This is a genomic window from Pseudomonas poae RE*1-1-14 (assembly GCF_000336465.1).
In the GTDB taxonomy this organism is placed as follows: Bacteria; Pseudomonadota; Gammaproteobacteria; order Pseudomonadales; family Pseudomonadaceae; genus Aquipseudomonas; species Aquipseudomonas poae.
The window spans coordinates 14,872-28,316 of record NC_020209.1 but is presented as its reverse complement, the minus strand read 5'-3'; the positions used below and the strand labels follow the sequence as shown (position 1 = coordinate 28,316).

The following is a 13,445-nucleotide window of genomic DNA, read 5'->3' as shown; positions in this document are numbered from 1 at the left end:
ATGCCTTTCATCGGCTGACACATTCAAGCCTGTCAGAACTGTAATAACAAACTCACCTTCTCGTTAAGTTGCAATTTTTAAACTCGCTTACTCGATACCCTTCATCTCTGCGGCTTTTGTATAGCTCCTTTGGAACAGAGATGAATATTTACGCCCCCGCGGGGGCGTTTTTTTTGCGTTGAACTTCAGCGGCCAAATGTCGCACTGGCCTTACATCACTTGACCCTAAAGCCTCTTCACGTTTGAGACTTCCCCTACAGCTAACTCAGAGCCTTCTGTGAGGCCATATCATTTCCCTATTCTTGAAGGAAAATCCCTATGCGCATCCTGGTTGTTGAGGACGAGCAGAAAACCGCCGACTACCTGCAGCAAGGCCTGACCGAAAGCGGTTACGTCGTCGACTGCGCCGCCAGCGGCATCGATGGCTTGCACTTGGCGCGGCAACACAGCTATGAACTGGTGATCCTCGATGTCAATTTGCCCAACACCGATGGTTGGGGCGTGCTCGAGCAATTACGCCGCGATGGCAACCAACGCGTGATGATGCTGACGGCACGCGGTCGCCTGGCCGACAAGATCAAAGGCCTGGACATGGGCGCCGACGATTACCTGGTCAAGCCCTTTGAATTCCCCGAATTACTGGCCCGCGTGCGCACCCTGTTGCGTCGCAGCGAACATATCCCGCTGCCGGAGGTGCTGCGCGTTTCGGACCTGGAGTTGGACCCGCGCCGGCATCGAGCCTACCGCGGCAACCGACGTATCGACCTGACCACCAAGGAGTTCGCGCTGCTGCATGTGTTGATGCGCCAGAGCGGCGAGGTGATGACCCGCACGCAGATCATTTCCCTGGTGTGGGACATGAACTTCGATTGCGACACCAACGTGGTGGAAGTGTCCATCAGCCGTCTGCGCGCCAAGGTCGATGACCAGAGCGAGGTCAAGCTGATCCACACCATACGCGGCGTGGGCTATGTGTTGGAGGCGCGCCAATGAAAACCAGCAGCCTGTCGACGCGCCTGGGGCTGATGGTCAGCCTGATGGGCGCGGGCCTGGTGCTGCTGCTGGCAACTCTGGCCTTCCTGGTGCTCGACCACGAACTGGAAAAAATGGCGCGCAAGAGCCTGGAAAACAAGATGGAGTTGATTCAGCACAGCCTGACCATGAACCTCAACACGCGCGAGATTGCGACTCGCAACCATCCTCTGCCGGACCTGGTAATGGGTCACGATAATTTCTACCTGACCATCGTCGGACCATCGCCGACCGCCGAGGTGTTGCTCAGTATCGGCACCAAAGTTCAGGAACCGCTGATGACCGACTTTACCGCCAGTGAAACCCTGGCCTATCTGACCTGGGCCGACGGGCGCGGCAACCAGCAGCTCGGCGCCTCGCGGCTGATGCGCCTGCGCAGTGGTGAAAATGTGCGAGTGCTGCTGACACGAGACCGTACCGATGATCAAGCGTTGCTCAGTGCCTACCTGCGCTCCACCCTGTTCGTCCTGCCCTTGTTGCTGCTGCTGATCGGCCTGGGCGCCTGGTGGCTGGTGCAACGCGGGCTGGCCCCGTTGAAACAGTTCAGCCATGTCGCGGCCAAGGTCACCACCCAGGACCTGACCCATCGTCTGGCCGTGAACAACCTGCCAAAGGAACTGGCAGAACTGGCGCAGTCCTTCAACGTGATGCTCGACCGGCTGGACGCGGGGGTGCAGCAGCTGTCGCAGTTTTCCGACGATCTTGCCCACGAATTGCGCGCGCCCCTTACCAACCTGATGGGCAAGACCCAAGTGACACTCTCGCGTGCGCGCCCTCCAGAGGACTACAAGGCGGTGTTGGAGTCCAACATCGAAGAATTCGAGCGCCTGGCACGCATCGTCTATGACATGCTTTTTCTGGCTCAGGTAGGCCACCCATCCGCCCGCGCGTCGTTTACCACGGTGTCGCTGGCGCAGGAGGCCGAGCGGGTGATGGAACTGTTCGCCCTGAGCGCCGAAGAAAAACACCTGAGCCTCACCCTGAGCGGGAACGCCCAGGTACAGGGCGACCGCCTGATGATTCAACGTGCACTCTCCAACCTGCTGTCCAACGCCATTCGCCATAGCCCGGAGGGTGGATGCATTCCTCTGCGCGTAGAGGCCTGTGCCAACACCGTATCCCTGTCGGTGAGCAACGCCGGGCCGGGTATAGACGCCCATCACCTGCCGCACGTGTTCGAGCGTTTCTACCGGGCCGACAGCAGCCGTGCGCGTACCGAGGGCGGCACCGGCCTGGGCCTGGCCATCGTGCAGTCGATCATGACCCTGCACCAGGGGCTGGCCGACGTGCACAGCCAGCCCGGTGGTTTTACGCTGTTTCGACTGGTGTTTCCTCGTCCTTGCGGTGCGCCCACTGATACAACGCCGGCAACACCAGCAAGGTCAGCAATGTCGAAGAAATGATCCCGCCGATGACCACCGTGGCCAACGGCCGCTGCACCTCGGCACCGGTGCCGGTGGCCAGGGCCATGGGGATAAACCCAAGAGACGCCACCAGCGCTGTCATCAACACCGGGCGCAGTCGGGTCAGGGCGCCTTCGTTGATCGCCAGCGACAGCGAATGCCCTTCCTCGCGCAGGTTGCGGATGAAGGCGATCATCACCAGCCCGTTGAGCACCGCCACACCGGACAACGCGATAAAGCCCACGCCCGCCGAGATCGACAACGGGATATCGCGCAGCCACAAGGCCATGATTCCGCCGGTCAGCGCGAACGGAATGCCGGTGAACACCAGCAAGCCGTCCTTGATGTTGTTGAACATCATGAACAACAAGCCGAACACCAACAGCAACGCCACTGGCACCACGATGCGCAGGCGCTCGGAGGCTTCCCTCAATTGCTCGAACTGACCACCCCAGTTGGTCCAGTAACCTGCGGGCACTTTCACACCGCTGCTGATCGAGGCCTCGGCTTCTTCCACGAACGAGCCGATATCCCGTCCGCGCACGTTGGCGCTGACGATAACCAGGCGCTTGCCGTTCTCGCGACTGACCTGATTGGGGCCCAGCACCAGATCGAGGCTGGCGACCTGGGACAACGCGATGAAGCCCAACTGCCCCGAAGGGTTGCCCGCCAATGCCGGCACGGGAATCAACAGGCGTGACAGTCCGTCGATATCGGTGCGCAGCGTGTCGGACAAACGCACCACCATGTCAAATCGACGGTCACCTTCATACAGCGTACCGGCCTTGCGTCCACCGACCGCAACGGCAATGGTGTCCTGCACATCGCCAGCATTGATACCAAAACGCGCCGCCTTTTCGCGGTCAATATTGATCGTCAGCACGGGCAGGCCGGACGTCTGCTCCACCTTGACCTCCGAGGCGCCGTCAATCCTGCGCAAGGTCTCAGCGATCTCGCTGGCGGTGCTGTTGAGCACCGCCATGTCATCACCAAATACTTTCACCGCCACATCGCTGCGCACCCCTGAGATCAACTCGTTGAAGCGCAGCTGGATAGGTTGCGACAGTTCATACGCGCTGCCCGGCACTATCGCACTGGCGCGCTGGATATCGGCGATCACCTCCTCGCGAGATTTGTTCGGGTCGGGCCATTGCTCCTTCGGTTTGAGCATCAGGTAGCTGTCGGAAATATTCGGCGGCATCGGGTCGGACGCAATCTCAGCCGTGCCCGTACGCGCGAACACTCGCTCGATTTCCGGCACTTGGGCCAGCAAGGTTTTTTCCAGCCGCTGCTGCATCTGCACCGATTGCGTGAGGCTGGTGCCAGGTACGCGCAAGGCCTGCTGGGCGAAGTCGCCTTCACTGAGACTGGGGATGAATTCGCTGCCCATGCGGCTGGCCACCAGCCCCGTGCCGATGATGGTCAGCACGGCCAGGCCGAACACCAGCGGCCGACGCGCCATCACCCAATCCAGTACTGGCGCATACACCCGACGCGCGCTGCGCATCACCAGGTTCTCCTCTTCCTTGACCTTGCCGGTAACAAACAGCGCAATCGCCGCCGGTACGAAGGTCACCGACAGGATCATCGCCCCCAGCAATGCGGTTACCACGGTGAAGGCCATGGGGTGGAACATCTTCCCGGCGACACCGGTAAGCGCAAAGATCGGCAGGTACACCACCATGATGATCAACTGCCCGTAGATCAGCGCCCGCCGCGCCTCCCTGGCGGCGGCGAATACCTCATGCAGGCGCTCGCTGCGGGTCAGCAGACGGCCATGTCGATGTTGCGCATGGGCCAGGCGGCGGATCGAGTTCTCGACGATCACCACCGCGCCATCAACGATGATGCCGAAGTCCAGCGCGCCAAGGCTCATGAGGTTGGCGCTGACTTTGTTGGTAAACATGCCGGTAAAGGTGAACAGCATCGCCAGCGGAATAACCATCGCCGTGATCAGCGCCGCACGGATATTGCCCAGGAACAGGAACAGCACCGCCACCACCAGCAACGCCCCCTCGAAGAGGTTGCGCTTGACCGTAGCGATGGCTTTTTCGACCAGGTTGGTACGGTCGTAGACGGTAACCGCCACCACCCCTGCAGGCAGCGAACGATTGACTTCCTCGAGCTTCTTCGCCACGGCCTGGGACACGCTGCGGCTGTTCTCGCCGATCAGCATGAACACCGTGCCCAGCACTGCTTCGCGGCCGTTCTCGGTGGCCGCGCCGGTGCGCAGCTCGCGGCCGATCTCGACCTGCGCCACATTGCGCACGCGAATCGGCGTGCCGTCCGCCGAGGTGATGACGATATTGGCAATATCGTCGATCGACGCCACCTGCCCCGGTGCGCGGATCAACAACTGCTCGCCGCTGCGCTCGATATAGCCGGCACCGACGTTGGCATTGTTGCGCTCCAGCGCCGTGACCAGGTCATTCAACGTGAGGTTGTAGGCCGCCAGGCGCTTGGGGTCCGGGGCGATCTGGTATTCCTTGGCGAAGCCGCCAATGGTATTGATCTCCGCCACGCCCGGCACGTTGCGCAATTGCGGCTTGATGATCCAGTCCTGGATCACGCGCAGGTCCGTCGGCGTGTAGGGCGTGCCATCGTCCTTGCGGGCGCCCTCCCCGGCCTCCACGGTCCACAGGAAAATCTCCCCAAGCCCGGTGGAAATCGGCCCCATGGCGCTCTCGATGCCCTCGGGCAATTGCTCGCGGGCCACTTGCAGGCGCTCGTTGACCAATTGCCGGGCAAAGAACAGATCGGTGCCGTCCTTGAAAATCACCGTCACCTGCGACAACCCCGAACGCGACAACGAACGCGTCTGCTGCAGGCCGGGCAACCCGGCCATGGCGGTTTCGATGGGAAAGGTGATGCGCTGCTCGGTTTCCAGCGGCGAGAACCCCGCCGCCGCCGAGTTGATCTGCACCTGCACGTTGGTGATATCGGGCACGGCGTCGATGGGCAATTTCTGATAGCTGGCGATACCGACACCGGCCATCAGCAGCACCGCCAGCAGCACAATGACGCGCTGCTCGATGGCGAATTGAATAAGGCGCTCAAACATGAAAAATCACTCGCGAAATCAATGGCCGTGCTCAGCCGAACTTTTGCCCAGTTCGGACTTGAGGATAAAACTGCCGACGGTGGCCACCTGCACCCCTGCGTCGAGTCCCTGGCGCACCTCGACGTAGCCGTTTTCACGCATGCCCAGCTCCACGTGGCGGGTGATGAAGCCGCTCGAGGTACGCTCGAATACCGAGGGTTTGTCCTCGACCGTCTGAATCGCCTCCTGCGGCACGGTGACCCTGGCCTGCGCGGTATCGGTGGCCAGTTGCACGTTCACAAACAGGCCCGGACGCCAGGCATCGTCGGGGTTGGGCACGCTGACGCGCACGGTGGCGGTCCGCGTTTGTTCGCCCAACAGGTTGCCCACGTAGGCCACCGTGCCTTGCACCTGAGTGCCCATTTCCGTGGAGCTGACAATCACCGGCTTGCCGACGCGGACCTTGTTCAGGTCCTTGGGAAATACCCCGAACGTGACCCACACCTGGGACAGGTCCGAAAGGGTGAAGGCGTTGCTGGCCTCGCTGACCACCTCGCCGACCCCCAGGTGTTTTTCCACCACTACCCCGGCGAATGGCGCACGCAGTTCATAGCGATTGCCGCCAGCCGAGCCGGCGCTGCCGCTGAGGGCGGTCATCTTCTGGCGGGCGTTGTTGCGCGCGATTTCGGCCTCTTGCAACGTCTGCCGTGCCAGCAGATAGTCCTGCTCGGCAGAAATTTTGTCCTGCCACAACTGGCGTTCGCGCTGGAAGGTGATGCGCGCCAGTTCGACCCGCCGCTCGCTGGCGGCCAGCTCGCTACGCTGATCGGAAATCTGCTGGCTGGCGATCACCGCCAGCAATTGGCCCTGCTTCACCGATTGGCCCAGGTTGACGCTGACCGACTCCACCACGCCCGGCGCGCGCGGAATAATGTGCGAGGTACGGTCTTCGTCAAAGCGCACTTCGCCCGGCAGCGTCAGCAGCGTGCTGATCGGTCGGGGCTGGGCCTTGGCAAGCTGAATACCGGCGGCCTGGACCTGCTGTTCGGTCAGTTCAAGCTTGCCTTCTTCTTCATCGCCATCGGCAAAGCCGGCCACCGGCCAGGCCAACATCAGCGCGATGGCAAGTGCCACGCGGTGTGGTGTGTTCATGGGTTGCTCCTGAAAAATCAAAACTGGACGAGATCGCCGTATATCCGCTCGAGGCGCACCCAGGCGTCGGTCGCCTGAGCGGTGGCCGTGAGGTATTGGGTGCGGGCGGCAATCAGGGTGCGTTGGGCGTCGAGTACGTCGAGGAAGTTGAACTTGCCCATTTCAAAGCCACGGGTCGCGCTGTCCACGGCGCTCTGCGCGGCGGGAAGGATCTGTTGGTTGAAGGTCTGCACTTCGGTATTGGCGGTTCGCCACAAGGCCAGGGCCTGAAGGGTTTCGGCGCGCAGACGCAGTTCGACGGCGTTGCGCAGGTCGCGCGCCTGATCGGCGCGACGGTTGGCGGCGAGCACGTTGCCCTGGTTGCGGTTGAACAAGGGGATCGGTATCGAGACACCAACAAGGTTTATGCGCTCGCGGGTACTGGCGTCGTACTGGCTACCGATGGACACATCGAGGTCAGGAATACGCTGGGCTTTCTCCAGGTTCACGCTGGCTTCGCCCTGGCGGATGCGCAGTTCGGCCAGTCGCAATTGCGTGGTTTGCTCGACCCGTGCCAGCAGTTGCGCGCAGGGCGGCAGGGACGGCGCGGCTTGTTTTTGCGCGGCGACAGTGTCGAAGTCCGGGGCGGTGCTGCCGGTGCTGGCGGCGAGTCGGCGGTAGGCATCGGTAAGGCCGACCTGCGCGCGGTTCATCTCCAGGCGAATCTCCGACAGTTGCACCTGTGCTCGGGTGGCTTCCACTGGCGACGATTTGCCGGCGCTCACCCGCCCCTTGGCAATTACCAGTCCACGCTCGGCAAGCGCCAGTGAGCGCTGCGCCAAAGCCAGACGCTCCTGAGCACGCAGGGCGCCGTAGTAGCTGTCGATTACATCGGCGCGCAGGCTGTTGCGCTGCTGCTCCAACGTCAGCGCCGCGGCGACCTGGGCCTGGGTGGCCAGGTCAATTCGCGCATCGCGCTTGCCTCCCAGTTCAAGGGTCTGACTGAGTTTGACAGTGGTGGTACGGGCATTGCGACGGGTGTCTTCGGCATCCCAGGAGGCGACCGGGTTGGGGATCAACCCGGCCTGCTGACGGCCGCCCTGGGCGATATCGATTTCCCATTGCGCAGCCGCCAGGTCCGGGTTGTTGGCAAAGGCGGTCCGCAGCGCTGCATCGAGGGTGAGGGTTTGTGCCTGGGCAACGCTTGCGGCCATCCACAACGCCGTCGCCCCCAACAGTGATCTAACGGTAATGTGCATAACGAAAGTTCCACGCCCATGAAGTCGCTGAGGGTTCCCAGCGAGGGCAATGTAGCTATCGCGAGTTATCAGGGTCGTGGAGGCAAAATTACAAATCTGACAGGCAAACGATCAGGCATGCACGTCGTCATGCTCATCGTGATGGAACCCGGCGTTTTCGACCTGCAAGGTGACGTGGGAAATATCGAATTGTTCGTGCAGCAATTGCGTCACCAGGCTGAGGATCTGCTGTTCGCTGCCCGATGTCGGCGCCGCCACCAAGTGGGCACTCAGCACATTCTTGCCGCTGGTCAGGGCCCAGATGTGCAGGTCATGCACGTCCTCGACGCCGGGCACACGGCGGATGCCCTGCTCGACCTGATCGATATCAATGCCATGCGGCACGCCCTGCAGCAGCACGTTCATGCTCTCCTTTAGCAGCGTCCAGGTACGCGGCAGCACCCAGAAACCGATGGCCGCCGCCACCACCGAGTCGACCCAGCCCCAGCCGGTGAACATGATCACCAGTGCCGCGATGATCACGCCGATGGACCCAAGCATGTCGCTCCACACTTCCAGGTAGGCACCCTTGACGTTGAGGCTTTCGTCGCTGGCCGAACTGAGCAGGCGCATCGAAACCAGATTGACGATCAGCCCCAGCAGCGCGATCACCAGCATGCCGGTGGACTGGATCTCGGCGGGCGCCCGCAACCGTTGCCAGGCCTCGTAGAGAATGTAGAACGCCACGGCAAACAACAGCAGCGCATTGAATGCCGCCGCGAGAATCTCGAACCGCGCGTAGCCAAAGGTACGCTTGCGGTCGGCCGCGCGCTTGGCGACCTGAATGGCCACCAGTGCAATCGCCAGGGCCAGGGCGTCGGTCATCATGTGTGCAGCGTCAGACAGCAGCGCCAGGCTGCCGGTGACAAAGGCGCCGATGACCTCGGCAATCATGAAGCTGCTGGTCAGGCACAAGGCAATCCATAACTTGCGTTCGTGACCAGCGCGTACCTGGGCATGCTGATGTCCTGCGCTCATTGAATGTCCTCGCGATGTCGGTGCGGCTGATCATAGAGCTATAGGCCAAATCCTCGGCATGGGTTGCAAAATTGTCATCCTGGCGCCAACCGCCCGCAATTTTGATCGCACCAAAAATGCCCATCAGCGCTCTACCGCTGCCTTATCAGGTATGCTTTTTCGAAGAAATATAAAGAAACATATTAATCAAGCCGCTCGCCAAGGAGTCTTGTTTTGGAGTTATCGACTGCCGCGTGGATGTTTCACGACACACGCCTCATGCTCTGCGTCCTGCTGGCCATCGCCAGCATCATCGTGTTGATCAGCGCGACCAGGCTGCCGCCGTTTCTATCGATTCTGATCGGTACATTCATCGCAGGCGTCGGAGCCGGGCTGCCGCCGGAGGAAGTCGCCAAGGCCTTCAGCAAAGGCGCCGGGGCGATTCTCGGCGAGGCCGGGATCATTATTGCGCTGGGCGCGATGCTCGGCGCGCTGATGGCCGAATCCGGCGCGGCCGACCGTATCGCCACCACCCTGCTCGGGCTGGGCAAAGGCAAGTCACTGCCGTGGGTGATGGCGCTGGTGGCGATGGTGATCGGCTTGCCGCTGTTTTTCGAAGTGGGTCTGGTGATGATGGTGCCGATCATCTTTGTGATGGCCAAGCGTTCGAATCAGCCGTTGCTGAAAATCGCCATTCCAGCCCTGGCCGGCATGACCACCCTGCACGCCCTGATGCCGCCGCATCCGGGGCCGCTGATCGCAGTGGGTGCGCTGCATGCCGACCTGGGCCTGACCATGTTGCTGGGTTTTTGCCTGGCCGTGCCCGCGGTAATACTCGCCGGCCCGATCTATGGCAACTGGCTGTCCAGGCGCCTGCACGTGGATGCCCCGGCCGACATCGGCGCGTTGTTCAGCGCACCGCCCAAGGCGCCGCGCCAACCCAGCTTTGCGGTGTCGTTGCTGATCATTCTGTTGCCAGTGATTCTGATGCTGGGCAGCACACTGGCCAAAGTCGCCCTGCCGACGGAAAGCACCCTGGGCCTGACGTTGAAGTTCCTCGGCGAACCGCTGATCGCCCTCGCCCTGGCGGTGATCGCCGCGGTGATCTGTCTGGGCTGGGCCGCCGGCATGCCGCGCGCCGACGTCGGCAACACCTTGCGCAAAGCCATCGCCCCCATCGCAGTGCTGCTGTTGACCATCGGCGCCGGTGGCGGCCTCAAGCAGACCCTGCTGGACGCGGGCGTCAGCCAGACCATCAGCAAGGTCGCCGAAGGCGCACACATGCCTTATCTGCTGCTGGCGTGGTTGATCGCCGTGGCGCTGCGTCAGGCCACCGGTTCGGCGACGGTCGCGACCACCACCACGGCAGGGATCCTCGCGCCGATGATGGCGGGACTGGCCGCCACACAAAGCTCACTGGTAGCGCTGGCGATTGGCGCAGGCTCGGTGTTCTTCTGTCACGTCAATGACGCTGGCTTCTGGATGGTGCGCGAGTATTTCGGCCTGCAGTTGAAGCAGACCATCTGGGTATGGTCGGTGCTGCAAACGATTGTTTCGGTGGTGGGGCTGGTGGGTACGCTGGTGCTTTGGCACTTTTTGACCTGAGCCTCAACCCGCCAGGGTGTGGCGCTTGCCAAACAACGCCACACTCACCGCCCCCACAGCCCCCATCACCACACCGTAGCCCACGCACACCCAAGGGCTGGTCGGCATCAGCGCGATCAGCAACAGCGGCGTGGTGCTCGCCCACAGCGCATAAGCGATGTTGTAGGTGAAGGAAATCCCCGACACCCGCACCGGCGCCGGAAACAGCCCGACCATCACCGAAGGCACCGCACCCACCACGCCGCAGCACAGGCCGGCCACCGCATACGCCGCGCCGAGCCAAATGCCGCCGTTGATCAGGCTGGTGTACAAAATCGCGATTCCCGCCGGCAGCAACAGGCTGTACACCAGCACCGCACGCCAGGCGCCGATGCGGTCGACCAGCAGGCCGGCCAACACGCAGCCGATGTTCAGGAACACGATGCCCAACGCGCTCAGGGCAAACGTGTGGCCGGGGCTCATGCCGAAGGTTTTCTGCATCATCGTTGGCGTGATGACCACCAGCACCACCACCGCCGAGGTAAGCACGCAGGTGAGGATCATCGCTGGCAGCAACGCGGCGCGGTGGTCGCGCAGTACGCTGCGCAATGGCAGTTCGGCAGCGGCCTGGCGGCGCGCCTGCATGTCGAGGAACACCGGGGTTTCGTTGAGCCAGCGGCGCAGCCACACGCCGATCACACCGAATACGCCGCCAAGCAAAAACGGCAGGCGCCAGGCGTAGTCGAGGATTTCCGCCGGCGTAAAGACCTGCGCCAGCAGCGTCGCGGTGAGCGCGCCGAGCAGGTAGCCGAAGGTCAGGCCGGCCTGTAGAAAGCCCAAGGCATACCCGCGATGAGTGGGCGGCGCGTGTTCGGCAACGAAGGTCCAGGCGCTGGGCACTTCGCCGCCCACGGCAGCGCCTTGCAGCACACGCAGCGCCAGCAGGATCAAGGGTGCGAAATAGCCGATCTGTGCATAAGTGGGCATGATCCCGATCAGCAGACAGGGCAAGGCCATCATCAGGATGCTCAGGCTGAACACGCGTTTGCGCCCCAGATGATCGGCGAAATGCGCCATCAGGATGCCGCCCAGCGGGCGCGCAAGATAGCCGGTGACGAAGATACCGAAGCTCTGCAGCAGGCGCAGCCACTCGGGCATTTGCGGCGGGAAGAACAATTGGCTGAGGGTCAGCGCGAAAAACACGAAGATGATGAAATCGTAGATTTCCAGAGCCCCGCCCAGCGCGGCCAGGCCGAGGGTCTTGTAGTCGGAGCGGGTAAATCGCTGCGCCTGTGCAGGAAAGTTGGCAGTCATATGCAAGCTCGGCAGACAGACAAAAATGGCGTGCAGGTTAGGAGCTGAACCGGATCATGGCAATCACGACAGATATATTTGTTTTGCTCATGGATCGATGAAGATAACTGCATTCCCAAATCAATGGCCGTGGAGCAACATGCCGCAAAACTGCCCCCCATAATAAATACAAAAGGAAACACCCATGGCCGATGCCCTTGAAGAAAGTCGCTATGCCCGTTTTGCCCTGCGCTGTTCCAACTTCGCCGAACGCTGGTTTCCGGACTCCTGGGTGTTTGCCGCGCTTGCGGTGATTATTGTCGCCGTGGCGACCCTGGGCATGGGCGCCGCGCCGACCGACGCCGCCAAGGCCTTTGGCGATGGGTTCTGGAGCCTGATTCCGTTCACCATGCAGATGGCCTTCGTGGTAATCGGCGGTTATGTGGTCGCCAGTTCGCCGCCAGCGGTCAAGCTGATCGACCGCCTGGCGCGCATTCCCAAAAACGGCCGCTCCGCCGTGGCCTGGGTGGCCTTGATTTCCATGGTCGCCTCATTGCTCAACTGGGGCCTGTCCCTGGTGTTTGGCGGCTTGCTGGTGCGGGCGTTGGCCCGGCGCACGGATTTACGCATGGACTACCGCGCGGCCGGTGCTGCGGCTTATCTGGGGCTTGGCGCGGTGTGGGCGCTGGGGCTGTCGTCGTCGGCCGCGCAGTTACAGGCCAATCCGGCTAGCCTGCCGCCGTCGATCCTCGCGATCACCGGGATGATCCCGTTCACCGAGACTATCTTTCTGTGGCAATCGGGCGTGATGCTGCTGGCGCTGATCGTGGTGTCGCTGATCATCGCCTACGCCACCGCGCCCGGCCCGAACAGCGCCCGCGATGCCAAGGCCTGTGGGGTCGACCCGGCGTTCAACCTGCCCAAGGTCCAGGCGCCCACCCGCCCCGGCGAATGGCTGGAGCACAGTCCGCTGCTGACCATCCTGTTGGCAATACTGGCGGCCGGTTGGCTGTTCCACGAGTTCTCGACCAAGCCTGCGATCAGTGCGATCTCGGGGCTCAATACCTATAACTTCCTGTTCATCATGGTCGGTGCGCTGTTGCACTGGCGCCCGCGCAGCTTCCTGGATGCGGTGGCCCGCGCCGTGCCGACCACCACCGGCGTGTTGATCCAGTTTCCGCTGTACGGCTCGATCGCCGCGCTGATGACGGTGGTCAAGGGCGGCGACGGCCAGACCCTGGCGCACCATATCTCGCTGTTCTTCACCTCCATCGCCTCCCACGACACCTACGCGCTGTTGATGGGCGTGTACTCGGCGGTGCTGGGCTTCTTTATCCCGTCGGGCGGCGGCAAGTGGATCATTGAAGCGCCTTACGTGATGCAAGTGGCCAATGACCTGCAATACCACCTGGGCTGGGCGGTGCAGATCTACAACGCGGCCGAGGCGCTGCCGAACCTGATCAATCCGTTTTACATGCTGCCGCTGCTGGGGGTGCTGGGCCTGAAGGCACGGGATTTGATCGGCTTTTCGTTTGTGCAATTGCTGGTGCACACGCCGCTGGTGCTGTTTTTGCTGTGGGCGCTGGGGACGACATTGGCGTATTTGCCGCCAGTGATGCCATAGGAGCCGTTATGGGCTGCGAGCGTTCAGCTTCAAGCGTGCGGCTTGATACCAGGAACCAGCAGCTGCCTTAATTCCGTCACATT

General features: G+C 62.1%; 9 protein-coding genes. 4 read left to right on the top strand and 5 right to left on the bottom strand.

The window, feature by feature from the left end; genetic code table 11:
- Positions 1-318: 318 nt before the first annotated feature.
- Together H045_RS00110 and H045_RS00105 are read left to right on the top strand one after the other, a co-directional pair.
- The gene (locus H045_RS00110) at positions 319-993 is read left to right on the top strand and encodes a heavy metal response regulator transcription factor (protein ID WP_003232889.1); all 675 of its coding nucleotides are present in this window, start codon (positions 319-321) and stop codon (positions 991-993) included.
- Entirely contained in the window at positions 990-2,435 is a 1,446-nt protein-coding gene (locus H045_RS00105) for a heavy metal sensor histidine kinase (RefSeq protein ID WP_003232887.1), read from the top strand. Before H045_RS00110 ends, H045_RS00105 begins: the two co-directional genes overlap by 4 nt.
- Here H045_RS00105 and H045_RS00100 read toward each other — a convergent pair.
- From H045_RS00100 to H045_RS00085, 4 genes are all read right to left on the bottom strand, one after another.
- Positions 2,341-5,496, bottom strand: a complete 3,156-nt coding sequence (locus tag H045_RS00100) for a CusA/CzcA family heavy metal efflux RND transporter (protein ID WP_015371062.1) — start codon at positions 5,494-5,496, stop codon at positions 2,341-2,343. The two genes, H045_RS00105 and H045_RS00100, sit on opposite strands and share 95 nt — an antisense overlap.
- A gap of 18 nt (positions 5,497-5,514) precedes the next feature.
- Positions 5,515-6,627 (bottom strand): efflux RND transporter periplasmic adaptor subunit, encoded by a 1,113-nt coding sequence (locus tag H045_RS00095; protein ID WP_015371061.1) that lies wholly within the window; start codon positions 6,625-6,627, stop codon positions 5,515-5,517.
- Positions 6,628-6,644: 17 nt separating this feature from the next.
- On the bottom strand, positions 6,645-7,865 hold the full coding sequence (locus H045_RS00090) for a TolC family protein (RefSeq protein ID WP_032870248.1): 1,221 nt from the start codon (positions 7,863-7,865) through the stop codon (positions 6,645-6,647).
- Positions 7,866-7,976: 111 nt separating this feature from the next.
- Entirely contained in the window at positions 7,977-8,882 is a 906-nt protein-coding gene (locus H045_RS00085; RefSeq protein ID WP_015371060.1) for a cation diffusion facilitator family transporter, read from the bottom strand.
- A 213-nt stretch (positions 8,883-9,095) separates the two neighbouring features.
- On the opposite strand from H045_RS00085, the gene H045_RS00080 reads away from it, so the two are divergent.
- Positions 9,096-10,466: a GntT/GntP/DsdX family permease gene (locus tag H045_RS00080; RefSeq protein WP_015371059.1), complete on the top strand. Its 1,371-nt coding sequence runs from the start codon at positions 9,096-9,098 to the stop codon at positions 10,464-10,466.
- 3 nt (positions 10,467-10,469) lie between these two features.
- Here H045_RS00080 and H045_RS00075 read toward each other — a convergent pair whose 3' ends face one another.
- Positions 10,470-11,759, bottom strand: a complete 1,290-nt coding sequence (locus H045_RS00075) for an MFS transporter (protein WP_003232876.1) — start codon at positions 11,757-11,759, stop codon at positions 10,470-10,472.
- Between the two features lie 184 nt (positions 11,760-11,943).
- On the opposite strand from H045_RS00075, the gene H045_RS00070 reads away from it, so the two are divergent.
- The gene (locus tag H045_RS00070; protein ID WP_015371058.1) at positions 11,944-13,362 is read left to right on the top strand and encodes a short-chain fatty acid transporter; all 1,419 of its coding nucleotides are present in this window, start codon (positions 11,944-11,946) and stop codon (positions 13,360-13,362) included.
- Positions 13,363-13,445 lie beyond the last annotated feature (83 nt).

Excerpts from the sequence above, each read along its gene's own strand:
- H045_RS00110 (WP_003232889.1), top strand. The coding sequence starts at position 319 with ATGCGCATCCTGGTTGTTGAGGACGAGCAGAAAACCGCCGACTACCTG.
- H045_RS00105 (WP_003232887.1), top strand. The coding sequence starts at position 990 with ATGAAAACCAGCAGCCTGTCGACGCGCCTGGGGCTGATGGTCAGCCTG.
- H045_RS00100 (WP_015371062.1), bottom strand. The coding sequence starts at position 5,496 with ATGTTTGAGCGCCTTATTCAATTCGCCATCGAGCAGCGCGTCATTGTG.
- H045_RS00095 (WP_015371061.1), bottom strand. The coding sequence starts at position 6,627 with ATGAACACACCACACCGCGTGGCACTTGCCATCGCGCTGATGTTGGCC.
- H045_RS00090 (WP_032870248.1), bottom strand. The coding sequence starts at position 7,865 with ATGCACATTACCGTTAGATCACTGTTGGGGGCGACGGCGTTGTGGATG.
- H045_RS00085 (WP_015371060.1), bottom strand. The coding sequence starts at position 8,882 with ATGAGCGCAGGACATCAGCATGCCCAGGTACGCGCTGGTCACGAACGC.
- H045_RS00075 (WP_003232876.1), bottom strand. The coding sequence starts at position 11,759 with ATGACTGCCAACTTTCCTGCACAGGCGCAGCGATTTACCCGCTCCGAC.
- H045_RS00070 (WP_015371058.1), top strand. The coding sequence starts at position 11,944 with ATGGCCGATGCCCTTGAAGAAAGTCGCTATGCCCGTTTTGCCCTGCGC.